Genomic DNA, 26,419 nt, shown 5'->3' with positions numbered 1-26,419 from the left:
CGCTACTTCGTAGTGATGTCGAAGTCGTCCACGTCGTACAGCGCTCCCGTGCCGCTGCCCTTGAAGACGAGGTAGAGCGTCGTCGTCCCGGCGGGCGGCTTGGTGAGGGCGGTGCTGACGTCCGTGAACGTCTCCCAGCCGCCGGTGACCGGCACCTTGGCCGTGCCGAGCAGCTTGCCGTCGGGCTTGCCGGTGCGGATCTCCAGCGTGCCGCCGGCACCTGCCGAGGCGACCCGGGCGGTCAGCTTCGTGGCGTTGCCCACGCGGTACGGGGTGAAGCCGATCCAGTCACCGTTGTGAATCTCGCCCACGGTCTTGCCCCCGTGCGCCGGCGTGTGGTTCACGGCCTTGACGCCCTGGGACGTACCGAAGTGCTCGGCCTGCCGGTGCTTGGGCTGGGTCATGCTCTGGGCGTGCGTGGTCAGCGGCGGCTGGCCGTTGGCACCGTTGTCGGTGTACTCGGCGTCGAAGACACCGAAGATGTTGGCGTTGGCGTCGTGCTCGCCGTCGGCCAGGGTCTGGATGGTGCCCTCGCAGCCCTTGGCCGAGGTGACGGCGTGGCCGTGGCTGTCGTGGCCGAGGATGTGGGTGACGGTGACCTTGGAGCAGTCGATCTTCCCGTCCTCGGGGTCGGTCACCTTCACCTTGAAGGGAACCTTGTCGCCGAAGGTGAACAGCTGGCCGTTGCCGGGGAGTTCGAGTGTGACCTTGGGTGCGGTGTTGCCGACCGTGAGGTGGACGCTGGCCGAGCCGGTGCGGCCCGAGGCGTCCTTGGCGGTGACGGTCGCGGTGTAGGTGCCGTTCTTCTGGTACGTGTGGGTCGGGTTCTGCGCGGTGGACTTGGTGCCGTCACCGAAGTCCCAGGCGTAGGTGATCGCGTCGCCGTCGGCGTCGGTGGCGCTCGCGCTGAACTCGGCCGTGAGGGGTGCCTGGCCGGAGGTGCGGTCGACCTTGGCCTCGGCGACCGGCGAGTGGCCGTCGGTGGCGTTCTCGATGCGGTACAGCGCGGAGTTCTCGTCACCGTTGAAGTAGCCGGTGCCGTAGTCCAGGACGTACAGCGCGCCGTCGGGGCCGAAGGCCATGTCCATCACCTGGGTGCCGGTCCAGGGGAAGGCGTTGATGGACTGGACGGTGCCGTCGTCGCCCTTCTCGATGCGCTTGATCCAGCGGCGGCCGAACTCACCGGCGAAGAAGTCGCCGTCGTAGGCCTCGGGGAACTTCACCTTCGAGTCGAGGGCGGCGTCGTAGCGGTAGACCGGGCCGCCCATCGGGGACTCGGAGCCGCTGCCGAACTCCGGTACGGAGGCGTTGTCGTACGGGATCCACGCGGCCTGGGCCGGGGGCAGGTCGGTCAGGCCGGTGTTGTGGGGCGAGGTGTTCTTCGGCGCGGCGCAGTCGAAGGTCTCGCCGGACTTGCCGGTGGCGAAGTCATAGTCGACGAAAGGGTCGTTGTCGCCGGTGCAGTACGGCCAGCCGTAGTTGCCGGCCTTGGTGACGCGGGCGAACTCGACCTGTCCGGCGGGGCCGCGGGTGGGGCTGGCGGCGCCGGCGTCGGGTCCGTAGTCACCGACGTAGACGATGCCGGTGGGCTTGTCGACGCTCATCCGGAAGGGGTTGCGGAAGCCCATCGCGTAGATCTCGGGGCGGGTCTTCTCGGTGCCGGGCGCGAAGAGGTTGCCCTCGGGGATGTCGTACGAGCCGTCGTCCTTGACCTTGATGCGCAGGATCTTGCCGCGCAGGTCGTTGGTGTTGCCGGCGCTGCGCTGGGCGTCGTACGCGGGGTTGCGGTCGGCGCGCTCGTCGATGGGCGTGTACCCGTCGGAGGCGAACGGGTTGGAGTCGTCGCCGGTCGAGAGGTAGAGGTTGCCCTGCGCGTCGAAGTCGATGTCGCCGCCGACGTGGCAGCAGGTGCCGCGGGAGGTGGGCACCTCCAGGATCTTCTTCTCGCTGGCGGTGTCCAGCGTGCCGTCCTCCTTGAGGACGAAGCGGGACAGCCGGTTGAGGCCGTCGAACTTCGCGAAGTCGGCGGCGGTGCCGTTGTCGGGCGCGTCACCGGCGGGGGTGTCCAGCGGCGGTGCGTAGAAGAGGTAGATGAAGCGGTTGTCCTTGAAGCCGGGGTCGACTCCGACGCCCTGGAGCCCCTCTTCGTCGTGGGTGTAGACGGGCAGCTTGCCGGCGACCTTGGTGTAGCCGGTGGCGTCGGTCAGCCGCAGTGTGCCGTCGCGCGCGGTGTGCAGGACCGAGCGGTCGGGGAGGACGGCGAGCGTCATGGGCTCGCCCATCTCCGGCTCGCCCTTGGCGAGGGTGACCTGCTGGAAGTCCTCGGCCTTGGGGGCCGGGTCAGCGGCCGGGGCCGCGACCGAGGGGGTGCTGCCGAGCGAGAGCGAGCCGGCCGCGAGCAGGCCGCCGGCGAAGAGTGCGAGTGCGGAGCGGATTCTGAGACGTCTTCTGTGCACGCGGTGCCTCCCGGGCGGGTCGATTGCCGTGCGGTGGGCGGTGCTGGGGAGTTCAGTGCGCTGTGCGAGCCGTCATGTACGTGTACGTGACACCAGAGGCGAAGGTAGTCGCGTCGGCCCGCTACGGATAGACCTTTGACACGAGAGAGCGAGGACTTCTGCCCTCAGGAGGACAAAGGAGTGTGGTGCGTCAGGTGTCCGAGCGGCCGAACGCCGCGTCGAACGAGGCCGTGGGCGGCTCGAAGTCGTACGCCTTGAGGCGGGCCAGCGCCTCGGGCGCGCCCTGCCGGCGGTCCATGCCGGCGTCCTCCCACTCGACCGAGACCGGGCCCTCGTACCCGATCGAGCGCAGCATCCGGAAGCAGTCTTCCCAGGGGACGTCACCGTGGCCGGCCGAGACGAAGTCCCAGCCGCGGCGCGGGTCTCCCCAGGGCAGGTGCGAGCCGAGCCGGCCGTTGCGGCCGTCCAGGCGCTTCCTGGCCTCCTTGCAGTCCACGTGGTAGATCCGGTCGCGGAAGTCCCACAGGAAGCCGACCGGGTCCAGGTCCTGCCACACGAAGTGCGACGGGTCGAAGTTGAGCCCGAAGGCGGGCCGGTGGCCGACGGCTTCCAGGGCCTGGTGGGTGGTCCAGTAGTCGTAGGCGATCTCGCTGGGGTGGACCTCGTGGGCGAAGCGGACGCCCTCGGCGTCGAAGACGTCGAGGATGGGGTTCCAGCGCTCGGCGAAGTCCTCGTAACCGCGCTCGATCATGCCGGGCACGACCGGCGGGAACATCGCGACCAGATGCCAGACGGCGGAGCCGGTGAAGCCGACGACGGTGTCGACGCCGAAGGCGGCAGCGGCCCGCGCGGTGTCCTTGATCTCGGCCGCGGCGCGCTGCCGTACGCCCTCGGCCGCGCCGTCGCCCCAGATGCGGGCGGGCAGGATCGCCTCGTGCCGCTCGTCGATGATGGCGTCGCAGACCGCCTGGCCCACCAGGTGGTTGGAGATGGCCCAGCACTTGAGGCCGTACTTGTCGAGCAGCGCGTGGCGCGAGTCGAGGTAGGCGGGGTCGGCGAGCGCCTTGTCGACCTCGAAGTGGTCGCCCCAGCAGGCGAGTTCGAGTCCGTCGTAGCCGAAGTCGCGCGCCATGCGGCAGACCTCCTCCAGCGGGAGGTCGGCCCATTGACCGGTGAAGAGAGTGAACTGGCGTGGCACGGTACGGGACCTCCTCAGGCCGATACGGGGGTGTAGACGCAGTTCTTCGCGGCGCTCTCCTCCACGGCGGCCAGCACGCGCTGCACGCGCAGCCCGTCGGCGAAGGAGGGCGCCGGGTCGGTGCCGGCGGCGACGGCATGCACCAGGTCGCGGGCCTGGTGCACGAAGGTGTGCTCGTAGCCGAGGCCGTGGCCCGGCGGCCACCACCCCTCCAGGTACGGGTGGTCCGGCTCGGTGACCAGGATGCGGCGGAAGCCGGCCGCGACGGACGGTTCGGTGTGGTCGTGGAAGGACAGCTCGTTGAGGCGTTCCAGGTCGAAGGAGAGGGAGCCGCGGTCGCCGTTGAGCTCGATGCGGAGGGCGTTCTTGCGGCCCGCGGCGACCCGGCTGGCCTCGAAGGACCCCAGCGCGCCCGAGGCGAACCGGCCGGTGAACAGCGCGGCGTCGTCCACCGTCACCTCGTCCGTGCCCCCCGAGGGCAGCGGGCGCCGCGGTACGAACGTCTCGGTGACGGCCGAGACCCCTGTCAGTGGCTCCCCCGCCAGGTACTGCGCGAGGTCGACGATGTGGGCGCCGAGGTCGCCCAGGGCGCCGGAGCCGGCGCTCTCCTTGCGCAGCCGCCAGGTCATCGGGGCCTGCGCGTCGACCAGCCAGTCCTGGAGGTACGTGGCGCGCAGGTGGCGCAGCGTACCGATGCGGCCCTCCTCGACGAACCGCCGGGCGAGCGCCATCGCGGGCGTGCGCCGGTAGTTGAAGCCGGTCATGGCGATCCGGCCGCGGGCCCGGGCCGTCTCCGCGGCGGCCACCATGGCCTCGGCCTCCGCGACCGTGTTGGCCAGCGGCTTTTCGCACAACACGTGCTTGCCGGCTTCGAGGGCCGCGATGGCGATCTCGGCGTGGCTGTCGCCGGGCGTGCAGATGTCGACCACGTCGACGTCGTCGCGGGCGATCAGGGCCCGCCAGTCGGTCTCCGTCGCGGCCCAGCCGAGCCGGTCGGCGGCGGCCCGTACGGCGTCGGCGTCCCGGCCGCAGACGGCGTTCATGACCGGGCGCAGCGGCAGGTCGAAGACCCGGGCCGCGGTGCGCCAGCCCTGGGAGTGGGCGGCACCCATGAAGGCGTAGCCGACCATGCCGATCCCCAGTGCGGGGCGGCCGTCGGGGGTGGGGTCCTTCGTGTTGTCGTCCATGCATCACCTCATCGGTGGCAGTCGGGTGTGGGGGAACGGGGCGCGGCCGGGCGGCACGGTGGCCGGCAGGTGCGCCGCGCGCCGGCCGGGACCGGCCCTCGGTGGCGGCCGCGCGTCAGTTGAAGCCGGTCGGGAGGTAGTCGTCGACGTTGTCCTTGGTGACGACCGCGGAGTACAGGGTGATCGAGGCGGGGATCTCCAGCTCGGCCATGCCGCTGACGCCCTTGCCCTGGCCGAGCGCGCGGGCCAGGTCGATGGCGGAGGCGGACATGGTGGGCGGGTAGAGCACCGTGGCCTTCAGGACGGAGTTGCCGGCCTTGATGGTGTCCATGACCTTGCGGGACCCGGCGCCGCCGACCATGAGGAAGCCGTCGCGCCCGGCCTGTTCGATGGCCCGCTCGGCGCCCACGCCCTGGTCGTCGTCGTGGTTCCACAGGGCGTCGAAGTCCGGGTGCGCCTGGAGCAGGCCGGCCATCTTGGACTGGCCGGACTCGACGGTGAACTCGGCGGCCTGCCGCCCCACCTTCTTGATGTTGGGGTAGTTCTTCAGGGCGTCGTCGAAGCCCTGGGTGCGCTGCCGGGTCAGTTCCAGGTTGTCGATCCCGGCCAGCTCGACGACCTTGGCGTTCTTCTTGTCCTTGAGCTGCTCTCCGATGTAGTGCCCGGCGTTGAGACCCATGCCGTAGTTGTCGCCGCCGACCCAGCAGCGGTAGGCCTGCTGGGAGGCGAAGACCCGGTCGAGGTTGACGACGGGGATGCCGGCCCGCATGGCCTTCAGGCCGACCTGGGTGAGCGCCTTGCCGTCGGCGGGCAGGATGACCAGGACGTCGACCTTCTTGTTGATCAGGGTCTCGATCTGCCCGATCTGCTGGGCCGTGTCGTTGGAGCCCTCGGTGATCTCCAGCGTGACGTCCTCGTACTGCTTCGCGCGCTCCTTGGCGTTCTGGTTGATGGCGTTCAGCCAGCCGTGGTCGGCCTGGGGTCCGGCGAAGCCGATGGTGACCTTCTTGCCGGGCTTGTCGTCGACGCCGCCGGCCTGCTGCTTGCCGGTGCCGGCCGAGGCGTTGTTCTCGTTGCTGGTGCAGGCGGTGAGGAACGCGCCGGCGGAGACGGCCGCGGCGCCGAAGAGCATGTTTCTGCGGCTGGTCGACGGGGTCTGTGGGTTGCGCTCGGTCATGACTTGCGGCCCTTCTGTACCAGTACGGCGGCGACGATGATGGCGCCCTTGGCGATCTGCTGGACGGCGGTCTCCAGGTTGTTCAGGGCGAAGAGGTTGGTGATGGTGGTGAAGACGAGGACGCCCAGGACGGAGCCGGTGATGGTGCCGCGGCCGCCGCTGAGCAGGGTGCCGCCGATGATGGCCGCGGCGATGGCGTCGAGTTCGTAGAGGTTTCCGTTGGTGTTCTGGCCGGAGCCGGTCAGCACGATCAGCAGGAAGGCCGCGATGCCGCAGCACAGCCCGGACAGCAGGTAGAGCAGCAGCCGCTGGCGGCGTACGTCGATGCCGGCCAGCCGGGCCGCCTCGGGGTTGCCGCCGACCGCGACGGTGCGCCGGCCGAAGGTCGTACGGTTCAGCAGCAGCCAGCCGACGACGGTGACGGCGGCGAAGACCAGCACGATGGGCGGGATGCCGAGCAGGTAGGCGTCCCGGCGGCCCAGCGCGAGCACCGGTTCGACGGACACCACCTGGGTGCGGCCCTCGCTGATCTGGAGGGCGAGGCCGCGGGCCGAGGCCAGCATGGCGAGGGTGGCGATGAAGGGCACCAGCCCGCCGAGCGACACCAGCAGTCCGTTGACCAGTCCGCAGCCCAGACCCACGCACAGCGCGCACAGCAGGATGCCGCCGAGGCCGAACTGCTGGGTGGCCAGGGTCGTCGCCCACACGGTGGCCAGGGCCACCATCGCGCCGACCGAGAGGTCGATGCCGCCGCCGATGATGACGAAGGTGACGCCGACGGTCACCACGCCGATGACGGATGCCTGGGTGAGGACGAGCTGGAGGTTCTGCACGCTCAGGAACTGCTCGGGCTTGGTGAGCGCGCCGACCAGGACGAGCGCGGCGAGGACGCCGAGCAGCGAGAGCTTGTGCACGTCGGGGCGGTGCCGGGCGGTGCCGCGCCCGCCGTCCTTGGCCACCGGCGCTGCGGGGCCCGGCGGTGCGCTGCCCGCCTCGGCCGGGAGGGCGTGTCCTTCGGAGGTGTTCACGGGCGGTCTCCTCGCGGTGTCGGGGCCGGCGTCTCCTCGGGCGCTGTACCTGCCGGGGCCGGTACGGGCCCCGGTCCGTCGCTCATGACCAGGTCCAGGACCCGGTGCTCGTCCAGTGCGGCCGCGGCTCCCTCGTGCACGACCCGGCCCTCGCGCAGGACGAGCACCCGGTCGGCGAGCCCGAGCACTTCGGGCACCTCGCTGGAGACCAGCAGTACGGCCATGCCCTCGTCGGCGAGCCGCCTGATCAGCGCGTACAGCTCGGCGCGCGCGCCGACGTCCACACCGCGGGTCGGTTCGTCCAGGAGCAGGACCCGGCAGCCGCGGAGCAGCCAGCGGGCCAGTACGGCCTTCTGCTGGTTGCCGCCGGAGAGGGTGCGGACGGGGCGGTCGGGGTCGTCGGGGCGCAGCGAGAGGTCGCGGGTGGCGGCGCGGGCACCGGCCCGCTCGGCCTGCCGGTTCAGCCAGCCGGCCCGCGCGAAGCGGGGCAGCGAGGAGACGGTGACGTTGCGGCTGACGGATTCCAGGAGCAGCAGCGCCTGGGACTTGCGTTCTTCGGGTGCGAGGCCGAGCCCGGCGCGTACGGCGGCGGTGACGCTGCCGGGGCGCAGCGGCCGGCCGTCGACCAGGACCCGCCCTGCGGTGGGCCGCCGGGCGCCGAAGACGGTCTCCAGGATCTCCGAGCGGCCGGAGCCGACGAGCCCGGCGAGGCCGAGGATCTCGCCGGGGTGCAGGGCGAAGTCGACGGGCGCGAACTCGCCCTCGCGGGAGAGCCCTTCGACGCTGAGGACGGGTGCCGGGCGGTCGGTGGCCGCGCGCCGTTCGGGGAAGACGTACGCGACGTCGCGGCCGGTCATCAGGGCGACGATGTCGCGGGTGGGGGTGGCGTGCGCGTCCAGGCCGCGGGCCGCGGTGCGGCCGTCCTTCAGTACGGTCACCCGGTCGCCGATCCGGCGGATCTCCTCCAGGCGGTGGGAGATGTAGACGACGGCGACGCCGGAGGCGGTGAGGGAGGCGACGATGCGGAAGAGGTTGTCGACCTCGTCGGGGTCGAGCGCGGCGGACGGCTCGTCCATGACGATCAGCCGTACGTCGTGCGAGAGGGCGCGGGCCATGGACGCGATCTGCTGTCCCGCGGCGGAGAGCCGGCCGACCAGGGTGCCGGGGTCGATCTCGGGGTGGCCGAGCCGGGCGAGCAGCTCGGCGGTCCGTTCGCGGGCCTCCCCGGTGCGTACGAAGCCGCCGGTGGCGCGTTCGTGGCCGAGGAAGACGTTCTCCGCGACGGACATGTGCTCCACCAGGTCCAGTTCCTGGTAGATGGTGGCGATGCCCAGCCGCATCGCGGCGATCGGGGACTTCAGGGCGACCGTTTCGCCGCGCCAGCGGATCTCGCCGCCGTCCGGCTGGTGGGCGCCGGCCAGCACCTTGATCAGGGTGGACTTGCCCGCACCGTTCTGGCCGAGCAGACAGTGCACCTCCCCCGCCGTCACGTCCAGGTCCACACCGTCCAGCGCGCGGACGCCGGGGAAGGACTTGGTGATGCCGGTCATGGTGAGCAGGGGTCCGGTGGCTTCGTGCGCCGCGGACGGCGGCGGTGCGGGGCGGTGCGCTGGTGCCATGGCGGGCCTCCTCGGCGGTACGCCGGCGAGCGGGCAGGGCGGAGCGGTGCGCATGCGGGCATGCGGCATCGCGGAAGGGCGCGTGGGGCGTTGGTGCTGCGGTGCGGCTCGTACGGGTGCGGCGGCTCGTGCGGCTCGTGCGGCGTACGGATCGGGCGGGTGGAGCGGACGTACCGGTCACTCGGGCGGAGCGAACTTGCGGACGTGCGGGTCGCGCGGGCGGAGCGGTGTGGTGCCGTCGTGCGGGTCGAGCGCCGTTCCGGGTGACGGTGCGTCACCCGGAACGGAAGTCCGGGGCCGGCTCAGGCCGGCGAGAACAGGTGGTCGCTGATCAGCCGGGCCGCGCCGGTCACGCCGGCCAGCGGGCCCAACTCACCGAGCACGATGGGGAGATTGCCGGTCGCCAGGGGCAGCGACTGGTGGTAGACCTGCGTGCGGATCGCGGCCAGCAGCGTGTGACCGAGGCCGGTCACCCCGCCGCCGATCACCACGAGTCCGGGGTTGAAGAAGCTGACGAGTCCGGCGATGACCTGTCCGGTGCGGGTGCCGCCGGCCTTGATCAGCCCCAGTGCGGTGGTGTCACCGGCGGAAGCGGCGACCGAGACGTCCGACGCGGCGAGCGTGCCGGCGGCGGCGAGACGGTCGGCGAGCGCGGCCGAGCGGCCCTCGCGCGCCGCGTCCTCCGCGTCGCGGGCGAGCGCGGCGCCGCCGAAGTACGCCTCCAGGCAGCCGGCGTTGCCGCAGGCGCAGCGGCGGCCGTCCGGCTCGACCTGGATGTGGCCGATGTCGCCGGCGCTGCCGGTCGTACCGCGGTAGACCGCGCCGCCGACGACGATGCCGCAGCCGATGCCCGTACCGATCTTGACGCAGAGGAAGTCCTGCGAGGTGCGGGCCACCCCCGCGTGCTGCTCCCCCAGCGCCATCAGGTTCACGTCGTTGTCGACCATGACCGGGCAGCCCAGCTCCTGGCTGAGCGCCTCCCGTACGGGGAAGCCGTCCCAGCCCGGCATGATCGGCGGGGCGACGGGCACGCCCTCGGGGAAGCGGACCGGGCCCGGCACGCCGATGCCCGCTCCGTCGAATCCCTCGGCGAGACCGCTGTCCTTCAACTTGGCGGCCAGCGCGAGGACTTGCTCGAAGACGGCGACCGGGCCCTCGCGTACGTCCATCGGCTGGGTGAGGTGGCCGAGCACCTCCAGTTCGGCGTTGGTGACCGCCACGTCGACCGAGGTCGCGCCGATGTCCACGCCGAGGAAGCGCAGGGTGGGCGCGAGCCGGATGTTGTGGGAGCGGCGGCCGCCCCGGGAGGCGGCCAGTCCGTCGGCGACGACGAGCCCGGTCTCCAGCAGCCGGTCGACCTCCACCGCGAGCTTGGAGCGCGACAGGTCGACCTGGTCGCCGAGCTGGGCACGGGAGTTGGGCCCGTGATCGCGCAGCAGATGAAGGAGTCGCGCCTGGTGCGCGTTCGCGGGCCTGGCCGTCATGCGCCTCACGCCGCCCCTCCAGCCGTCCTCGGCATAGACCGACATCCACACCGGCGGGTGCAGACGGGCGTGTGTACGCCGTCTCGCCGGGCTTTCGAGGGGAACGTAGCAGCGCTTGTCCGCAGGAGGAAGTACTACGGACGGAATCCGCAGTGACTTTCTCCTGTCTCAGGACAAAGGGTGGGGTGCGCCGACTCCGGCGCTCCTGCCCCTACTTCGCACCCTCGCGCTCGTGGTACGAACGGCGGGTGTGCTCGGTGTGGGCGCGCATGATCTCGGTGGCGCGCCGTTCGTCCTTCTTGGAGATGGCATCGATCAGCTCGCGGTGCTCGGCCCAGGACCGCTTGCCGCGCTGCCGGGCGACCGGCGTGTAGTACCAGCGCACCCGCCGGCCGACCTGTTCGGCCAGCCCGGCCAGCACGGTGTTGCCCGCCAGCTCCATCACCTTGGCGTGGAACTCGGCGTTGGTGGCGACGGCGAGGTCCACGGCGTCCTCACGGACCGCCTGCTCGCCCCGGTCGCACAGCGCCGACAGTTCCTCGATGCCCGCCTTCGTGGCGTGCGCCGCGGCCAGCCGGGCGGCCTCGGCCTCCATCAGGGTGCGCACGCTGAGCAGCTGGTCGGCCTCCTCCTCCGTCGGCTCGTGCACGAACGCGCCCTGCGCGGGGCGCAGATCGACCCAGCCATCGGTGTTCAGCCGCTGCAGCGCCTCACGCACCGGCTGCCGGGACACCCCCAGATGCCCGGCGAGTTCGCTCTCGACCAGGTGCTGGCCCGGCTGGAGCGCACGGGTGGTGATCAGTTCGAGCAGTGCTTCATAGACCCGTTCACGCAGCGGGCCGGGGCGTTCGAGCTTCGGCACGGTCCCCTGCGGCAGTCCAGCGGACAGCATCGCGGTCCCCCTCTACGACTCGGATCCAGCACTCCGTGATTGGTTATCGTCTACAGTCTACCGAGCGCAACCTGCCTGCCACCGTACGCTCCGGTGATCTGTGTCACCCGGACTCACCGGCCGGGCCGCCGGATTGGCTGTGTTGACCTCCACTCGACGGGTACGCGGGGAGCCCTGGACGTTCCCAGAGAGGAGGAGCCCGGACCATGTCGAAGATCGAAGAGTCGGTCGAGGTTGCCGTCCCGGTGACGAAGGCCTACAACCAGTGGACGCAGTTCGAGGAATTCCCCCGCTTCATGGACGGGGTCGAACGCATCGAGCAGAAGACGCCGACGCTGACCCACTGGGTCACCAAGATCGCCGGAGTGAAGCGCGAGTTCGACGCGCAGATCACCGAGCAGATCCCCGACGAGCGGGTGGCCTGGACCACGGTGGAGGGAGAGGCCCGCCAGGCCGGCGTGGTGACCTTCCACCGCATCGACGACCAGCACACCAAGATCATGCTCCAGCTGGAGCACGACCCCGAGGGCATCGCCGACACGGTCGGCGACAAGCTCGGCTTCGTACGCAACAAGGCCACCTCGGACCTGAAGAACTTCAAGAAGTTCATCGAGTCCCGCGGTACGGAGACCGGCGCCTGGCGCGGCGAGGTCTGACGCGCCACCGCTGCCGCGGACGCGGACAGCGCTGCCGCGGAGCCACGGAACGGCGGCCCGGCCGGAGACATCTCCGGCCGGGCCGTCGGCGTGTTACGGGGCGGCCCGTAACGGCCGCCGCGCGCCGGAATAGCGCCCGGGGCACACGCGTTGCGGCGACCATGGAATCGCGACTGACGCTCCCGGACGGCGCCCGGCTCGCCCACGACACGACGGGTGCGGCCACCGGGTCCGAGGGGCCGCTCGCCGTGTACGCACACGGCATGCCGCTCAGCCGCCGCGTCGAGACCGGGATGGACCTGTACTCCTGGGACGCGGTGGCCGCGCTTCCCGGGATGCGGCTCATCCGCTACGACGCGCGCGGGCACGGCGAGTCGACGGGCGGCGCCGACCCGGCCGGCTACACCTTCGGGCACTTCGCCGATGACCTGCTCGCGCGCCTGGACCGGCTCTCCCCCGGCCGGCCCGTCACCGGCATGGGGTCCTCGCTCGGCAGCGCGACCGTGCTGACCGCCGCCGTACGGGAGCCAGCGCGCTTCGACCGGCTCGTCCTGATCGTCCCGCCGACCGCCTGGGAGACCCGCGTCGCGCAGGCGGACCTCTACCGCAAGCTCGCGGACGCGGCCGAGCGCGGCGGCCCGGAACTGCTCGCCAGGGCGCCGGCCGCCGCGCCCGTACCGGCCTCCCTCACCGGCGCCCCCGGCTACCCGGCGCGCTCGCTCGGCGTGCACCCTGAGGCGCTGCCGTCCCTGCTGCGCGGCGCGGCGCGGTCCGACCTGCCGGCCCGGGAGGAGATCTCCCGGCTGACCCAGCCGGCGCTGATCCTCGCCTGGGCCGACGACCCGGGGCACCCCGTTACCACCGCCGAGCAGCTGGCCGAGCTGCTGCCCGGAGCCCGGCTGCACGTCTCGGCGGACGCCGCCGCCATCCGCACCTGGGGCGACCGCGTCGCGGAGTTCCTGGCCGGCTGAGCGGGACGGACGGCGGCCGGACGGTGGGCGGGTCTCGGCCATTCGTGCCGCGTACAGGACAATGAGAGGACGGGCCGGTCAGCCGGCCGCCACCACGCACAGAACCGGGATGATCAGTTATGGGCAGGGTCACCGAGCGACGGCGCGTCATCCGCATCCGCGACGGAGCCGTGAGCACCCGCCCGGACACCCTGGTCGCCGAGGAGCCGCTGGAGATCCGGCTCGGCGGCAAGCCGCTCGCCATCACCATGCGCACCCCCGGCGACGACTTCGCGCTCGCGGCCGGCTTCCTGGTCAGCGAGGGCGTCCTGAGCAGTGCGGACGAGCTGGCCAACATCGTGTACTGCGCGGGCGCCACGGAGGACGGAAGTAACACCTACAACGTGGTGGACGTCCAGCTCGCGCCCGGTGTCGCGCTCCCGGACATCACCCTCGAACGCAACGTCTACACGACGTCCTCCTGCGGGCTGTGCGGCAAGGCCAGCCTGGACGCCGTGCGGACCACGGCCCGGTTCGCGCTGCGGGACGACGACGGCATGACGCTCACGCCGGAGACGCTCTCCGCCCTGCCCGACCGGCTGCGCGCCGCCCAGCGGGTGTTCGACCGTACGGGCGGGCTGCATGCCGCTGGGCTGTTCACGGCCGACGGTGAGCTGCTGGACCTGCGCGAGGACGTGGGCCGGCACAACGCGGTCGACAAGATCATCGGCCGTGCGGTGCAGCAGGGCCGGCTGCCGCTGTCCGACACCGTACTGATGGTCTCCGGGCGCGCCTCCTTCGAACTCGCCCAGAAGGCCGTCATGGCAGGCATCCCCGTCCTCGCCGCGGTCTCCGCGCCGTCCTCCCTCGCCGTCGACCTGGCCGCCGAGACCGGCCTCACCCTGGTCGGCTTCCTGCGCGGCAAGTCGATGAACATCTACGCGGGCGAAGAGCGCATCGCCCTGGATTCCGTCGACTGACGCACCGTCGGCATCCGCTTTCCCGCCCCTCCTTCGCCTCAAGGACAGTGGTTGTCCAGGCCCGGGGTGGCGATGCGGGTGAGCAGGTCGATGAGCTGGTCGCGTTCGGCGGGGGTGAGTGCCGCGGTCAGTTCCGCGTTGGCCGCGTCGCCGAGTTTCTGCGTACGGCGGAGCGTGCGGGTGCCGGACGGCGAGATGGTGATCGCGTTCTTGCGGCGGTCGCGTGGGTCGGGTGCGCGGGTCACCAGCTCCTCGGCCACCAGGTCGTTGACGATCGTCACCATGTCCTTGGGGTCGATGCTCAGGCTGCGGCCAAGGTCCGCCTGGGAGACCGGGCCCAGCTCGGCAACGGCCGACAGTACGGCGTGGTGCATCATCCGCATGCCTTCGCGGGCGAGCGCCTCGGCGACGAGCCGGTGGCCGCGGGCGGCGGCGCGGCCGAGGAGCCAGCTGGGAAGGGCGCGGATCCGCGTGGGTACGTAGGGGGTTTCGGCCATGCCTTCAGCCTATCGAGCGAACGCAAAAACATTGGGGAAACCAAGGGTTTTGGGAGTACCGTTGGAGCTACCAACGTTTCTGCCGAGTGCGGGAGGTATGCGTGCGGCGTGTCCGGTTCCATGAGTACGGCGGCCCCGAGGTGCTGCGGAGCGAGGAGGCCGAGGCGCCCGAGCCGGGCCCCGGCGAACTGCTGGTGCGCACCGAGGCGATCGGGGTGACGCTGCCGTCCGTGCGCGCGGTGCGCGGCGACGGCAACGGCGGCGGTCCGCCGCTGCCCGGCGTGCTCGGCGGCGAGGTCGCCGGGGAGGTCGTCGGTACGGGGCCCGGCGTCACGGCGTACGCGATGGGCGACCGGGTGACCGGCCTGCCGTTCACCGGCTCGTACGCCGAACTGGTCACCCTGCCGGTCGCCCTGACGAGCCGTATACCGGACGGCGCGAGCGCGGTGGACGCGGTGGCACTGGTGCGCGGCGGCCATGTGGCGCTGGCCGCGCTGCACACCGCGCGGGCCGTGGCGGGCGCGGCCGTCCTGATGACGGGCGCGGCCAGCGCGACCGGCCATCTCGCCGTGCAGCTGGCGCGGGTGCGGGGCGCGCGGCGCGTGATCGCCGCTGTGGGCCCATCGGCCGGTCCGGCCAAGGCGGAGTTCCTGCGCGGGCTGGGCGCCGACGAGGTGGTGTCGTACGCGGACGCGTCCTGGGGCGAGCCGGCCGAGGTCGTCCTCGACGGCGTCGGCGGCGACGTACTGCCGCGTGCGCTCGCCGCGTGCGCGCCGGGCGGGCAGCTGGTGTTCTTCAACTCCGGCGGCGGCACGGTACCGGCGTACGAACTGCTGGCCGGCGCGAAGACCATGACCGGTATGACGATGCGCCACTTCGCCGCGGGCCATCCGGAGGTGTACGCACGGCACGGGGGGGAGCTGTGGGCGCTGGCGGGGAGCGGCCGGCTGCGGCCGGCGGTGCACGCGCGGTTCCCGCTGGCGGAGGCCGCCCGCGCGCACGCGGTCATCGAGGCGCGCCGCAACCTCGGCAAGGTCGTACTGATCCCCTGACGCCGCGTCGGGGACGGGCGGCGGCTCCCGGCCAATCCGAGTGACGCACACTTCTTGCCGGGGCGCCTGCGGGACAAGTACCTTCCTCCGCACGAACATGGGACGTGGGATGTCCATACGTGGGATGTCCAGATGACCCGTCCGGCGGGTACCGGGGGCACCCCGGTACCCGCCGCGCGGCCGACGCCGATGCCTCGCCGATCTCTCGAAGGGCAGGTCGGACCATGACGTCAGATCCGAGCGCACACAACAGTCCCGGCCCGAGACCCGGGCGACGCCGCTGGTGGGCCACGCTGGCCACGGCGACGCTCGCCTTCCTCCCCCCGATCCCCGCCACCGCCCAACCCCCCACCGAGGCCGCCCCCGGCGGTCTCAGCCAGCAGGTGCTGTTCAAGGCCTCCCAGGAGAAGGGCTACGCCTGCTTCCGTATCCCCGCGATCGTGACGACCCCGCGCGGCACGCTCCTCGCCTTCGCCGAGGGCCGGGTGAACAACTGCGGGGACGCCGGCGACATAGACCTGGTGATGAAACGGTCCACCGACGGCGGCCGCACCTGGAGCCCGCTCCAGGTCGTCAATGAGGGCGGCGGCGACACGCACGGCAACCCGGCACCGGTCGTGGACCACCGCACCGGGCGCGTCGTCCTCGCCGAGACCTACAACAAGGGCCGCGACGACGCGGCCAACTGCGACGTGCCCTGCGACCGCAGACCGCACATGCAGATCAGCGACGACGACGGACGCACCTGGTCGAAGCCGAAGGACATGACCCCCGCGCTCCGGCCGCCGTCGTGGAACTCCTGGTACGCGACCGGTCCCGTGCACGGCATCCAGCTGTCCCGCGGCCGGCACGCCGGGCGGCTCGTCTACACCGTCAACGCCGAGAGCTACGGGGGCGGCCGCATAACGGCCAACCACGCCGCCCTCATGTACAGCGACGACGGCGGCCGGAACTGGCGCACCGGCGCGCTCGACACCTGGCGCACCGCACAGGACGGGACGTTCCGTCAGAAGCCCTCCGAGATGACGGTCGTGGAGCGCTCGGACGGCACCGTCTACGTCAACGGGCGGGAGCAGGACGGCACGGACCTGGGCCACCGCACGGCGGCCATCAGCCGGGACGGCGGCAAGTCCTTCGCCCGGCCGTTCGAGGCCATTCCCGACCTGTACTCCCCGATGGTGCAGGGCTCGATGGTGCGGCTGCAGTCGCGGTCGCCCGGCGGTCAGGGGCGGCTGCTGTTCGCCGCGCCCGCCGACCCCGACCGGCGCCGCACCATGACCATCCGTTCCTCCTACGACGACGGCCGCACATGGGAGGGTGCGGACAGGGGCGCGCGGATCACCACCGACTGGTCCGGCTATTCGGACCTCGCGAACATCGCGCCCGGCGAGGTCGGGCTGCTCTACGAGGGCGGCGCCGTGGACGCGCGGGACGAGATCCGCTTCGCGCGGTTCACCGAGGACTGGCTCGGGCCGCGCCGCGGCCCGGACCCGACGACCCCGGACCGCGGGTACGGTGCCCGTCCGGCGGCGGTCCTGGGCGGCGCCCGGGCCACCGACGGGCGCTTCGGGAAGGCGCTGGCGTTCGACGGCGAGGACGACGCCGTGCGGTTGCCGTTCCGCTCGTCACTGCCGCTGGGCGACCGCGACTTCACCTGCAGCCTCTGGTTCCGGTACGAGGCGAAGAGCGGTGAGCAGCCGCTGCTGTGGATGGGCGGCGTGGGCAGCAAGGCGCCTCAGGTGGCGCTGCGCGCCGACCCCGCCAAGGACCGGCTGACGGCGGACCTCACGGCGCTGACCGGCGCCGGGCCCGCGAAGTCGGCGCAGGTCACCGCGGCCGGCGCCGCCAACGACGGGCGCTGGCACCATCTGGCGCTGCGCCGGTCGGACGGCCGGCTGACGCTCACGGTGGACGGGACGAAGACCGCTTCGGCGGCGGACGTGCCCGGGTCGGTCAGCCGGAACGACACGTTCGGCGTACACCTCGGCCAGAAGCCGGACGCCCGGTCGCACTTCACCGGCGCGCTGGACGAGGTACGCGTCTACGGGCGTGCCCTGAGCGACGGTGAACTGGCGCTGGTCCGCGAGCACAACACACCGGCCGCGGCGCCGGCCGTGCTCCGGCTGCCGCTGGACCGGGTGCGCGGGGGCTGAGGAAAGGTGCGGAGGGGACGGCCGGTCAGCGGGTCTGGGTGCGCTGCGCCAGGTCCGGATAGCCGACGATCAGGCCGTCCCCGTCGCACTCCAGGTCACGCTGGAAGGTGCCCGAGGTGTAGCGCACCAGGGCGCCCCCGTCCGTACGGGCGAGGTGTTCGTACCGCTGCGGGGACGGCTGGACCGCCAGCTCCGGCACCGACACCCACGCCATCACGAAGTCGTGCGCGCCCGGCGAGCGGTGCAGTCCGTGGCGCAGCAGCGGCATGGTGTTGGTGAGCGGGCAGAGCCCGAGGTCGCAGTCGAGCGCCTCCTCCAGGCCCGCCAGCGGCTCGCCGCCCGCGGTCCACCGGCCCTCGTCGTCCCGCCGCAGATCCAGCTCGCGGCTGCCGGCCGCGCTCTCGGCGCGTACCCGCAGCCGCCGTGTCACGAAGTCCTCGCCGGTCTCCAGCTCGTACGTGATCCAGTAGGCCTCCGGTACGGTGCCCACCGCCCGGCCGTGCGCGGACAGGGTCCGCTCGCCGAGGTCCACCCACGCGGTCTCGATGCCCTTGCTTGCGGTGACGTCCCAGGTGAGGACGTGTTGGCCCGTCATGCACGCACCCTAGCGGCGCGCTCCCACCGCATCGTCGGCCGACACGGCGCGGGACCGGCCGTCCTCCTCCCCGGGCCCGGCGGCCGCCGGCTGCTCCGCGGTCCCCGGTATCTCCGCCGTCTCCGCGGCCTCCGCGGCCTCCGCCCGGCGCGCGTACCGCTTCGCGATCACCGCGCACACCATCAGCTGCATCTGGTGGAAGAGCATCAGGGGCAGCACCGCGAGGCTGGCCTGTGCGCCGAAGAGCACGCTCGCCATCGGCAGGCCCGCCGCCAGGCTCTTCTTGGAGCCGGCGAAGGTGATCGCGATGCGGTCGGCGCGGCGGAAACCGAGCTTCCGCGAGCCGTACGTGGTGAGCGTCAGCATCACGGCCAGCAGGACGGCCTCGACGGCCACCAGCTCGGCCAGCCGCCAGAAGGAGACCTTGCTCCAGATGCCCTGGACCATGCCGGTGCTGAACGCGGTGTAGACGACGAGCAGGATCGAGCCGCGGTCGACGTAGCCGAGAACCTTCTTGTTCCGGGTCAGGAAGCCGGAGATCCAGCGGCGCAGCAGCTGCCCGGCGAGGAACGGCACCAGCAGCTGGAAGACGATCGAGAGCAGCGAGTCGGCGGAGAATCCGCCGCCGTCACCGCCGAGCAGCACCGCGGCGAGCAGCGGCGTGATCACGATGCCGACCAGGCTGGAGAAGGAGCCCGCGCAGATCGCCGCCGCGACGTTGCCGCGCGCGATGGAGGTGAAGGCGATCGAGGACTGGATCGTGGACGGCACCAGGCACAGGAAGAGCAAGCCGGTGTAGAGCTGCGGCGTCAGCAGGTACGGCACGAGGGCGCGGGCCGCGAGGCCGAGCAGCGGGAAGACGGCGAAGGTGAACGCCAGGACCGTGAGGTGCAGGCGCCAGTGGCGCAGTCCGTCCATCGCCTCGCGGGTGGACAGCCGGGCGCCGTACAGGAAGAAGAGCAGGGCGACGGCGCCGGTCGAGGCGCCCTCGGCGCCGGTGGCGACGGCGCCTCTGGCAGGCAGGAACGCCGCCAGCACGACCGTGCCGACGAGCGCGAGGATGTATCCGTCCACGGGGAGCCAGGAAGGGATCTTCAGCTGAGGGCGGCGCATGGTCTCTCTATCGGTCGGCGGCTCGGGCCGGGGCGTGCGGTCTGTCGCGCCCCGGGGCATGGACGGTGCCCTCTCCAGAATGCTCCTGATCACGGCCATCGGGAAGCCCTCTGACCGTAGTCACTGTCATGTCGGAACGTGATGGGTGGGGGTACGCTCGGGGCGTGTTCGATCCCGTACAGCTGCGGACCTTCCTGGCCGTGGCGCAGACCCTGAGCTTCACGCAGGCCGCGCAGCGCCTCGGGGTGCAGCAGTCGACCGTCAGCCAGCACGTGCGGAAGCTGGAGGCGGCGTCCGGGCGCCGGCTGTTCGCGCGGGACACCCACGGGGTGGACCTGACGGAGGACGGCGAGGCCATGCTCGGCTTCGCGCGCACGATCCTGGAGGCCAACGAGCGGGCCGCCGACTTCTTCGCCGGGACGCGGCTGCGCGGCCGGCTGCGGTTCGGCGCGTCCGAGGACTTCGTGCTGACCCGGCTGCCGGAGGTGCTGGAGGGGTTCCGCCGGGACCATCCGGAGGTGGACCTGGAGCTGACCGTCGAGCTGTCGGGGACGCTGCACGAGCGGCTGGCGGCCGGGCGGCTGGACCTGGTGCTGGCCAAGCGGCGCCCGGAGGACCCGCGGGGGCGGCTCATCTGGCGGGACAAGCTGGTGTGGATCGGCAGCGAGCGGCTGCGGCTGGATCCGCAGCGGCCGGTGCCGCTGGTGCTGTTCCCGCAGCCGGCGCTGACCCGGGGCCGCGCGCTCCAGGCGCTGGAGGAGCAGGGCCGCGAGTGGCGCATCGCCTGTACGAGCGGCAGCCTGAACGGGCTCATCGCGGCGACCCGCGCCGGTCTCGGGGTGATGGCGCACTCGCTCGGCATGATCCCGCCGGGGCTGGTCCGTGTGGGGTCCCGGGCGGGCCTGCCGGACCTCGGCGGCGTCGACTTCGTCCTGGTGCACGGCCGCCCGGACGGGCCGGCGAGCGGCCCGGCCGAGGCGCTGGCCGCCGCGATCCTGGCGGGCGGCGACCGGCTGCACCTCTGAGCGCGCGGGCGGTGTCCGGCTGCGCCCCTGCGCGCCGGGCGGCGGGCAGGGGTGCAGGGGTGCAGGACGATCAGAAGCCGCTGTCGTCGAACTGGTCCAGGAGGACATCGGCCGGGGTCTCGACCGGTGCCACGCTCGCGCCGTTGAGCGGCTGCTCCGTCCAGATGACCTTGCCGCCGGGGACGTACCGGGTGCCCCAGCGCTGCGCCAGGTGCGCCACCAGGAAGAGTCCGCGGCCGCCCTCGTCCATGCTCGTCGCCCGGCGCAGGTGCGGCGCGGTGCTGCTGCCGTCCGCCACCTCGCAGATCAGGCTGCGGTCGTGGAGCAGCCGGAGGCGAACCGGCGCCGCGCCGTACCGGATCGCGTTGGTGATCAGCTCGCTGAGGATCAGCTCGGTGCTGAACCCGATGTCGGCCAGCCCCCATTCGTGCAGCTTCGCGCCGCACTCCGCGCGCAGCCGGCCCACCTCCGCCGGGTCCCGCGCCACCTCCCAGTCCGCCACCCGGGAGGGATCGAGCAGGCGGGTGCGGGCGATCAGCAGCGCGATGTCGTCGGACGGGCGATCGGGCACCATGGCCTCGACGGCCGCCCGGCACATCTCGTCCGGGCCGCGGCTCGCGGCGCCCGCCAGCGCCGTGCCCAGCATGTCGAGGCCGGTGTCGATGTCCCGGCCGCGGTCCTCGATCAGCCCGTCGGTGAACAGCACCAGGTCCGTGCCCTCGGGCAGCGGGAACTCGGTGGTCTCGAAGGGGTGGCCGCCCAGGCCGAGGGGCAGGGAGGGCGGTACGTCCGGATGGCTGACCGTGCCGTCGGGGGCCACCAGCGCGGGGCCCGGGTGGCCCGCCCTGGCCATGGTGCACAGCCCGCTGACCGAGTCGTAGATCGCGTACAGGCAGGTCGCTCCGGTGACGCCCTCCCAGCCGCGCAGCTCCTGGCCGGCCTCCTCCTCGCTGTCGATCCGGGTGACCAGCTCGTCCAGATGGCCCAGCAGTTCGTCCACCGGCAGATCCAGCGAGGAGAAGTTGTGCACCGCGGTCCGCAGCCGGCCCATCGTCGCCGCGGCGTGCAGCCCGTGCCCCACCACGTCCCCGACCACCAGCGCCACCCGCGCGCCCGGCAGCGGGATGACGTCGAACCAGTCGCCGCCCACCCCGGCCTGGGCCGGCAGGTACCGCCAGGCCACGTCCAGCGCGTCCTGTTCCGGGAGGCCGCGGGGCAGCAGGCTGCGCTGGAGGGTCACGGCCATGGCGTGCTCGCGGGCGTAGCGGCGGGCGTTGTCGATGCAGACGGCGGCGCGTGCGCTGACCTCCTCGGCGAAGGACAGGTCCTCCCCCTCGAACGCCGGGGAGTCCTCCGTCCGCCAGAAATTGACCATGCCCAGCACCACGCCGCGGGCCCGCAGCGGCACCGTCACCAGCGAGCGCACGCCGGCCTCCAGCAACGCGGCGCCCCGGGCCCGGTCCTGGTCGGACCACGCGACCGTCCGGGTCAGGTCCGCCACGAGCGCCGCCCGGCCCTCTTCCAGTGCCCGTACCTGAGGGGTGGTCGACACAAAGTGGATCAGCTCGCCGACGGGGTAGATGCCGGGCTCGCCCGGTCCGCCCCTGGCCGCCGTCCGCCGCATCCGCCAGCCGGCGTGCACCGAGGGCTCGTCGCCCGCCGTCACCGCCTCCAGCAGGTCGACCGTGACGATGTCGGCGAACCGCGGCACCGCCACCTCCGCCAGCTCCTCCGCCGTACGCACCACGTCCAGCGTCGTACCGATCCGCACGCCCGACTCGTACAGCAGCTTCAGCCGCTCCCTGGCGACCTCGGCGCGGCCGGTCAGCGCGGCGAGTTCGGTGGTGTCGCGCAGGGTGGCGACGCTGCCGCGCGGTCCGCCGGCACGTTCGGTGGACCGTACGTTGACGGCCAGCAGGCGGTTGCCCACGTGGTGCACCTCGTCGGTGGCCGACCGCCCGGACCGCATCAGCTCCTCCAGCCGGTCCGGCAGCCCGACCTCGTCGACGGCCCGGCCCTCGGCGAGGTCGGGCAGGTCCAGCAGGCGCTGTGCCTCGTCGTTGACCAGCTGGATCAGGCCGTCCGGGCCGAGGATCACCACGCCTTCCCGTACGGCGTGCAGGACCGCGTCGTGGTGTTCGTACATCCGGGTCATCTCGGCCTGGCCCAGGCCGTGCGTCTGGCGCCGGAGCCGCCGCGTCACCAGGCCCGTGCTGCCGGCGGCGAGCACCAGGCCGAGTCCGGCGGCGCCGAGCAGGACCGGCATCTGGCGGTCCACGGTGTTCTCCGCGCGCTCCAGGGTGATGCCGGCCGAGACCCCGCCGACGAGGGAGCCGTCGGGGCGGTTGATGGGGGCCGTGGTGTCCACGGCGGGCCCGAGCGGGCCGTCGTCGATGACCTCGGTGTACGGGCGGCCCTGGCGGGCGGCGCCGATGGCCTCGCCGAAGGCTCCGACCACGTGCTTGCCGATCAGCTTGCGGTCGGGGTGGGTGATACGGATGCCGTCCAGGTCGAAGACGACGAGGTAGTCCAGCTTGGCCCGCTTGCGCACCGCTTCGGCCTGCGGCTGGAGCACCGCCGTGGGGTCGGGGCTGTCCATCGCGCGGGCCACGGCGGGCGAGGAGGCGAAGGTCTCGGCGACGGACAGCGACCGCCGCTCGGCCGACTGCTTGCTGTCCCGCTTGGCCTGGAGGGCCAGGGCAGTCACCGCGGCGACCACCAGGAGCACCACGATCACGGCCTGGAGGATGAAGACCTGCCCGGCGAGGCTGCGCGGATTCAGCAGGGAGCGCGGCCACGCCCATGACTGCTGCCGAATCCGACGAAGTCCCGCCATACCCAATTTTTAACACTACTGCCTCCCTCCCGCCGCAGAGCCGCGCGTCCGGCTCACCGGTGCGGGCGCGGGGCTACCGGAGAGGGGCGTGCGCGTCCTGACCGGCCGTCACGCGGGGAGCGGCCGACAGGGGCTCGGTGGCGGGACCCGGACGGAGCCGGCTCAGCCCGAACATCAGTACGCAATTGAAGGTCACCGCGACCAGCCCGGCGTTGATGCCGCCGAGCCCGGGGTCGGTCACGTACAGCACGATGGACGCCGCGATCCCGCCGAGCATCCCCGCCGAGACCGCCCACGGCTGCACCCGGCGGCAGAACATCAGCGCCAGCCAGCCCGGTACGAGCTGTCCCAGCAGGTAGTACGTCAGGTTGAGCACCGTCAGCATCAGCGTCGAGGCGGTGAGCGTGAGGACGGCGGCGGCGACCAGGAAGACGGCGACCACCGCCGTGGTGGTGCGGCGCTGCGCCTCGGGGCGGATGTTCGGCGCGAGGTTGCGGGAGACGATGCCGCCGATGGTGAGCGCGGTGACGGCGAGGACCAGTACGCCGGACAGGCCGGCACCCGCGGCGACCACGCCCACCAGCCAGTCCGGGAGCCGGTCCTGAACGACCGCCATGAAGACGGTGTTGGGGTCCTTGACGTCCGGCCGGTCGGCGAAGGCGAAGTAGGCGGTGGCGACCAGGAACGGATACATCAGCATGTAGACCGGCATCCATACGGTCGAGGACTTGATGGCCCGCTCGGACTTGGCGGTGAAGATGTACGCCGCGGAGAAGCCCAGGTAGAAGGTGACGCTCTGGAAGACGATGGTGGTCAGCGCGAACACCATCGGCGAGCCGCTCATCGTCACCTGCGCGCGCGGCACCGAACCGGGACCGAAGACCTCCGCCGGACCGCCGCCCGCCGTCACCGCCACCACCCCCGCGACGATGATCCCCAGCACCATCAGCACGTCCTTCAGGATCGCGACGAAGGCGGGCGAGCGGACACCGGAGACGGCGAGGTAGAGGAAGGCGATCACGCCCGCCAGCACCACCGACTGCACCGGGCTGATCGGCAGCCCGAGCGCGCCGAGCACCACCTGCATGCCGATGAACTGGTACTGCCCCCAGGGCACCAGCGCCACCAGCAGCGCGCCCGCGGTGACCAGCTCCAGGCTCCGGCTGCGGAAGTGCCGCCCGAAGACGTCGGGCACGGTCATCGCGTCGTACCGCACCCCGGCCCGCCAGATCAGCGGCGCGATGTAGTACCCCAGCGGATACGCCAGCAGGATGTAGCCGAGGAACCAGACGCCGTAGCTCGCGCCTTCCGCGTAGATGCCCGCGGGGAAGCCGATCATGGTGCCGATGCTGTAGATCTCGCCGACCGCGAGGAAGTACAGCAGCCAGGGCGGGAAGGACCGGCCGCCGACGAGGTACTCGCCGATCGACATGTTCTTCATCCCGCGCCGCGCGCTGAAGGCGACCAGGACGGAGAGCGCCATGAAGCCGAAGAAGACCGCCGCCGTCATCTCCCGGCCCCCTCTCCCGCCGGCCCGGCCGCCGGTTCCTCCCGGTACCGCGGCTCGTCGATCCGCCAGGCCGCCCACAGGCACAGGCTGGTGAGCGGGAACCACGCGAACAGCCACAGCCACAGCAGCGGGATCCCGAGGACGTACACACCGGTGTCCGCGAGCAGCGGCATGACGACGAGGATCGCCACGACCGGCAGCCCGAGCCCGATGGCGAGGCTCTTCCGGCTCTCCTTCACCGGCCCTCCCCTCCCCCGGCCCGCCCCGCGGCAGCCGGCCCCGTGCCGCTCCACACGACCTCCCCGCCGATGACGGTGGCGTCCACCCGCAGGTCACGGAGCGTGTCCGGCGCGACGGTCCCCGGGTCGGCGGAGAGCACCGCGATGTCGGCGAGCTTGCCCGGCTCCAGGCTCCCCTTCGTGTCCTCCTCGAAGGCCAGGTGGGCGGCCTGGCTGGTGTAGCCGCGCAGCGCGGTGTCCACGTCCACCCGCTGCTCCGGCCCCAGTTCGTGGCCGTCGCGGGTCGTCCGGCGCACCGCGCACCAGATGCCCTCCAGCGGCGGCACGGGGACCACCGGGGTGTCCGAGTGCAGCCCGAAGGTGACGCCGTGCTTGCGTGCCGACGCGAGCGGGTCGATGCGGCGCGCCCGCTCGGGGCCGAGGAACCGGTCCCGGTGCCGGTCGCCCCAGTAGTAGACGTGCTTGATGAAGAAGGAGGCGAGGACGCCGGCCCCGGCCATCCGGTCCAGCTGCTCCTCGCTGACCATCTGGCAGTGTTCGATGCGGTGCCGCCGGTCGCCCTCCTCCGGGCCGAGGCCGAGCTTGCCGTACGCGTCCAGGACCGCCTGGATCGCGGCGTCGCCGTTGCCGTGGATCGCGACCTGCCAGCCCGCCTCGTGGAGGGTGGCCACCCGCCGGGCGAGGTCGTCCTGCGGGAAGATCAGCAGTCCGTTCTTGTCCGGCGCGCACGCGTACCCCTCCGAGACGCAGCCGGTCAGCCCCTGGAGCGAGCCGTCGGCCCACATCTTCACGCCGGCGATCCGGAAGAGTTCGTCGCCGAGCCCGGCCACCCCCGCCTCGACGGGGCTGAGCTCGCCGCGCGACAGGCCGGGGAAGAGGTCCTGCACGAGGTACGCCTGGATGCGGTTGCGCAGCCGTCCGGTGCGGCGCGCCAGCCGGTACGCGTCCAGCTCGGCGGGCCCGCCGACCAGGCCGAGACCGGTGTCGTGGACGGTGGTGACGCCGGCGGCCAGGTAGGCGTCGCCGGCCAGCCCGATCGCCTCGGCGAGGTCGGCGGCCGCCGGCTTGGGCATCGCGGCGTAGGCGGCGAACGCCGCGGTCTCCGCGAGCACCCCGTCCGGCTCGCCCGACGCGTCCCGGTGGATCGCGCCGCCCACCGGGTCGGGAGTGTGCCGGTCGATGCCGAGCAGCCGCAGTCCGGCGGAGTTCAGTACGCAGAAGTGGCCGGAGATGTGCTGGAGGCAGACCGGCCGGTCGCGGGAGACCGGGTCGAGGTCGGCGCGGGTGGGGTGCCGGTCGTCGGCGAGCAGGGTGTCGTCGTAGCGGTAGCCGCGCACCCAGGTGCCCGGCTCGGCGTCGGCGGCGGCCTGCTCCACCCGGGCAGCGATGTCGGTGATCGTGGCATTGGGCGGGCTGCCCGCGTCGACCTCGGCGGCCAGCGTGAGGCCGAAGAACGTGGGGTGGTTGTGGGTCTCGATGAAGCCGGGCACCGCACACCGGCCCTGGAGGTCGAGCACGCGGGTGCGCGGCCCGATCAGCCCGTGCACCGACGCGTCGTCGGCCACGGTGAGCACACGTCCGGCGCGGGCGGCGAGCGCGGTACGGGTCGTGCCGGCCCGGTCCATCGTGCGGACCGTGCCGTTCAGCAGGACGAGGTCGGCTGCCGTGCATGAATCGGCGGTACGGGGTACCTCGGACATCGGGCGGTCACCACCTGACGCAGGACGGGGCCTGCCTGTCGGGACGGGATTCCCGACATGCTGCCCGCTCCG

21 protein-coding genes are annotated in these 26,419 nt (G+C 72.5%); 6 read left to right on the top strand and 15 right to left on the bottom strand.

Features of this window, described 5'->3' with window-relative positions; all coding sequences use genetic code 11:
* Nucleotides 1-2 precede the first annotated feature (2 nt).
* From ACZ6WH_RS30470 to ACZ6WH_RS30435, 8 genes are all read right to left on the bottom strand, one after another.
* Complete coding sequence (locus ACZ6WH_RS30470; protein WP_469732289.1) at nucleotides 3-2,456, bottom strand: PQQ-dependent sugar dehydrogenase; 2,454 nt, start codon at nucleotides 2,454-2,456, stop codon at nucleotides 3-5.
* Between the two features lie 190 nt (nucleotides 2,457-2,646).
* Complete coding sequence (locus tag ACZ6WH_RS30465; RefSeq protein WP_469732287.1) at nucleotides 2,647-3,654, bottom strand: sugar phosphate isomerase/epimerase family protein; 1,008 nt, start codon at nucleotides 3,652-3,654, stop codon at nucleotides 2,647-2,649.
* Between the two features lie 14 nt (nucleotides 3,655-3,668).
* Entirely contained in the window at nucleotides 3,669-4,841 is a 1,173-nt protein-coding gene (locus ACZ6WH_RS30460; protein ID WP_469732285.1) for a Gfo/Idh/MocA family protein, read from the bottom strand.
* A gap of 115 nt (nucleotides 4,842-4,956) precedes the next feature.
* Nucleotides 4,957-6,018: a substrate-binding domain-containing protein gene (locus ACZ6WH_RS30455; protein WP_432860237.1), complete on the bottom strand. Its 1,062-nt coding sequence runs from the start codon at nucleotides 6,016-6,018 to the stop codon at nucleotides 4,957-4,959.
* Nucleotides 6,015-6,977: an ABC transporter permease gene (locus tag ACZ6WH_RS30450; RefSeq protein WP_469732703.1), complete on the bottom strand. Its 963-nt coding sequence runs from the start codon at nucleotides 6,975-6,977 to the stop codon at nucleotides 6,015-6,017. Before ACZ6WH_RS30450 ends, ACZ6WH_RS30455 begins: the two co-directional genes overlap by 4 nt.
* A 65-nt stretch (nucleotides 6,978-7,042) precedes the next feature.
* Nucleotides 7,043-8,665, bottom strand: a complete 1,623-nt coding sequence (locus tag ACZ6WH_RS30445) for a sugar ABC transporter ATP-binding protein (RefSeq protein ID WP_469732283.1) — start codon at nucleotides 8,663-8,665, stop codon at nucleotides 7,043-7,045.
* Nucleotides 8,666-8,967: 302 nt separating this feature from the next.
* Nucleotides 8,968-10,149 (bottom strand): ROK family transcriptional regulator, encoded by a 1,182-nt coding sequence (locus ACZ6WH_RS30440; RefSeq protein ID WP_432860235.1) that lies wholly within the window; start codon nucleotides 10,147-10,149, stop codon nucleotides 8,968-8,970.
* A 211-nt stretch (nucleotides 10,150-10,360) separates the two neighbouring features.
* Nucleotides 10,361-11,041 (bottom strand): GntR family transcriptional regulator, encoded by a 681-nt coding sequence (locus ACZ6WH_RS30435; protein WP_432860233.1) that lies wholly within the window; start codon nucleotides 11,039-11,041, stop codon nucleotides 10,361-10,363.
* 206 nt (nucleotides 11,042-11,247) lie between these two features.
* On the opposite strand from ACZ6WH_RS30435, the gene ACZ6WH_RS30430 reads away from it, so the two are divergent.
* From ACZ6WH_RS30430 to fdhD, 3 genes are all read left to right on the top strand, one after another.
* A complete protein-coding gene (locus ACZ6WH_RS30430) occupies nucleotides 11,248-11,697 on the top strand; it encodes an SRPBCC family protein (protein ID WP_432860231.1) in 450 nt (149 codons plus the stop codon).
* 161 nt (nucleotides 11,698-11,858) lie between these two features.
* A complete protein-coding gene (locus ACZ6WH_RS30425; protein WP_469732280.1) occupies nucleotides 11,859-12,668 on the top strand; it encodes an alpha/beta fold hydrolase in 810 nt (269 codons plus the stop codon).
* Nucleotides 12,669-12,787: 119 nt separating this feature from the next.
* The gene (fdhD, locus tag ACZ6WH_RS30420) at nucleotides 12,788-13,627 is read left to right on the top strand and encodes a formate dehydrogenase accessory sulfurtransferase FdhD (protein ID WP_469732278.1); all 840 of its coding nucleotides are present in this window, start codon (nucleotides 12,788-12,790) and stop codon (nucleotides 13,625-13,627) included.
* Between the two features lie 38 nt (nucleotides 13,628-13,665).
* On the opposite strand, the gene ACZ6WH_RS30415 is transcribed toward fdhD, so the two are convergent.
* Nucleotides 13,666-14,124, bottom strand: coding sequence for a MarR family winged helix-turn-helix transcriptional regulator (locus tag ACZ6WH_RS30415; RefSeq protein ID WP_469732276.1), 459 nt, complete (start codon nucleotides 14,122-14,124; stop codon nucleotides 13,666-13,668).
* Between the two features lie 101 nt (nucleotides 14,125-14,225).
* On the opposite strand from ACZ6WH_RS30415, the gene ACZ6WH_RS30410 reads away from it, so the two are divergent.
* Both ACZ6WH_RS30410 and ACZ6WH_RS30405 read left to right on the top strand, forming a co-directional pair.
* Nucleotides 14,226-15,176 (top strand): quinone oxidoreductase family protein, encoded by a 951-nt coding sequence (locus ACZ6WH_RS30410; RefSeq protein WP_469732274.1) that lies wholly within the window; start codon nucleotides 14,226-14,228, stop codon nucleotides 15,174-15,176.
* A 224-nt stretch (nucleotides 15,177-15,400) separates the two neighbouring features.
* Nucleotides 15,401-17,329, top strand: coding sequence for an exo-alpha-sialidase (locus tag ACZ6WH_RS30405; protein ID WP_469732272.1), 1,929 nt, complete (start codon nucleotides 15,401-15,403; stop codon nucleotides 17,327-17,329).
* Nucleotides 17,330-17,354: 25 nt separating this feature from the next.
* Here ACZ6WH_RS30405 and ACZ6WH_RS30400 read toward each other — a convergent pair whose 3' ends face one another.
* Complete coding sequence (locus tag ACZ6WH_RS30400) at nucleotides 17,355-17,924, bottom strand: putative glycolipid-binding domain-containing protein (protein WP_432860219.1); 570 nt, start codon at nucleotides 17,922-17,924, stop codon at nucleotides 17,355-17,357.
* Nucleotides 17,925-17,933: 9 nt separating this feature from the next.
* Complete coding sequence (locus ACZ6WH_RS30395; RefSeq protein WP_469732270.1) at nucleotides 17,934-19,037, bottom strand: bile acid:sodium symporter family protein; 1,104 nt, start codon at nucleotides 19,035-19,037, stop codon at nucleotides 17,934-17,936.
* Between the two features lie 164 nt (nucleotides 19,038-19,201).
* Between ACZ6WH_RS30395 and ACZ6WH_RS30390 the strand changes: the two genes are divergently transcribed.
* Nucleotides 19,202-20,062 (top strand): LysR substrate-binding domain-containing protein, encoded by an 861-nt coding sequence (locus tag ACZ6WH_RS30390; RefSeq protein WP_469732268.1) that lies wholly within the window; start codon nucleotides 19,202-19,204, stop codon nucleotides 20,060-20,062.
* A 70-nt stretch (nucleotides 20,063-20,132) separates the two neighbouring features.
* Here ACZ6WH_RS30390 and ACZ6WH_RS30385 read toward each other — a convergent pair whose 3' ends face one another.
* The 4 genes from ACZ6WH_RS30385 to ACZ6WH_RS30370 form a co-directional block, all read right to left on the bottom strand.
* Nucleotides 20,133-22,898, bottom strand: a complete 2,766-nt coding sequence (locus ACZ6WH_RS30385; protein ID WP_469732266.1) for a SpoIIE family protein phosphatase — start codon at nucleotides 22,896-22,898, stop codon at nucleotides 20,133-20,135.
* Between the two features lie 73 nt (nucleotides 22,899-22,971).
* On the bottom strand, nucleotides 22,972-24,408 hold the full coding sequence (locus tag ACZ6WH_RS30380; protein ID WP_469732264.1) for a sodium:solute symporter family protein: 1,437 nt from the start codon (nucleotides 24,406-24,408) through the stop codon (nucleotides 22,972-22,974).
* Nucleotides 24,405-24,647, bottom strand: a complete 243-nt coding sequence (locus ACZ6WH_RS30375; protein ID WP_469732262.1) for a DUF3311 domain-containing protein — start codon at nucleotides 24,645-24,647, stop codon at nucleotides 24,405-24,407. The genes ACZ6WH_RS30380 and ACZ6WH_RS30375 overlap by 4 nt, the downstream gene beginning before the upstream one ends.
* The gene (locus ACZ6WH_RS30370) at nucleotides 24,644-26,347 is read right to left on the bottom strand and encodes an amidohydrolase (RefSeq protein ID WP_469732260.1); all 1,704 of its coding nucleotides are present in this window, start codon (nucleotides 26,345-26,347) and stop codon (nucleotides 24,644-24,646) included. Before ACZ6WH_RS30370 ends, ACZ6WH_RS30375 begins: the two co-directional genes overlap by 4 nt.
* Between the last annotated feature and the right edge of the window lie 72 nt (nucleotides 26,348-26,419).

Source organism: Streptomyces sp. NPDC050806 (genome assembly GCF_055586425.1).
Note: the sequence above shows the minus strand (reverse complement) of the source record. Positions and strands in the feature narration are given on the sequence as shown.

Excerpts from the sequence above, each read along its gene's own strand:
- fdhD (WP_469732278.1), top strand. The coding sequence starts at position 12,788 with ATGGGCAGGGTCACCGAGCGACGGCGCGTCATCCGCATCCGCGACGGA.
- ACZ6WH_RS30460 (WP_469732285.1), bottom strand. The coding sequence starts at position 4,841 with ATGGACGACAACACGAAGGACCCCACCCCCGACGGCCGCCCCGCACTG.
- ACZ6WH_RS30415 (WP_469732276.1), bottom strand. The coding sequence starts at position 14,124 with ATGGCCGAAACCCCCTACGTACCCACGCGGATCCGCGCCCTTCCCAGC.
- ACZ6WH_RS30385 (WP_469732266.1), bottom strand. The coding sequence starts at position 22,898 with ATGGCGGGACTTCGTCGGATTCGGCAGCAGTCATGGGCGTGGCCGCGC.
- ACZ6WH_RS30440 (WP_432860235.1), bottom strand. The coding sequence starts at position 10,149 with ATGACGGCCAGGCCCGCGAACGCGCACCAGGCGCGACTCCTTCATCTG.
- ACZ6WH_RS30425 (WP_469732280.1), top strand. The coding sequence starts at position 11,859 with ATGGAATCGCGACTGACGCTCCCGGACGGCGCCCGGCTCGCCCACGAC.
- ACZ6WH_RS30405 (WP_469732272.1), top strand. The coding sequence starts at position 15,401 with ATGACGTCAGATCCGAGCGCACACAACAGTCCCGGCCCGAGACCCGGG.
- ACZ6WH_RS30455 (WP_432860237.1), bottom strand. The coding sequence starts at position 6,018 with ATGACCGAGCGCAACCCACAGACCCCGTCGACCAGCCGCAGAAACATG.
- ACZ6WH_RS30400 (WP_432860219.1), bottom strand. The coding sequence starts at position 17,924 with ATGACGGGCCAACACGTCCTCACCTGGGACGTCACCGCAAGCAAGGGC.
- ACZ6WH_RS30435 (WP_432860233.1), bottom strand. The coding sequence starts at position 11,041 with ATGCTGTCCGCTGGACTGCCGCAGGGGACCGTGCCGAAGCTCGAACGC.
- ACZ6WH_RS30445 (WP_469732283.1), bottom strand. The coding sequence starts at position 8,665 with ATGGCACCAGCGCACCGCCCCGCACCGCCGCCGTCCGCGGCGCACGAA.
- ACZ6WH_RS30380 (WP_469732264.1), bottom strand. The coding sequence starts at position 24,408 with ATGACGGCGGCGGTCTTCTTCGGCTTCATGGCGCTCTCCGTCCTGGTC.
- ACZ6WH_RS30430 (WP_432860231.1), top strand. The coding sequence starts at position 11,248 with ATGTCGAAGATCGAAGAGTCGGTCGAGGTTGCCGTCCCGGTGACGAAG.
- ACZ6WH_RS30395 (WP_469732270.1), bottom strand. The coding sequence starts at position 19,037 with ATGCGCCGCCCTCAGCTGAAGATCCCTTCCTGGCTCCCCGTGGACGGA.
- ACZ6WH_RS30370 (WP_469732260.1), bottom strand. The coding sequence starts at position 26,347 with ATGTCCGAGGTACCCCGTACCGCCGATTCATGCACGGCAGCCGACCTC.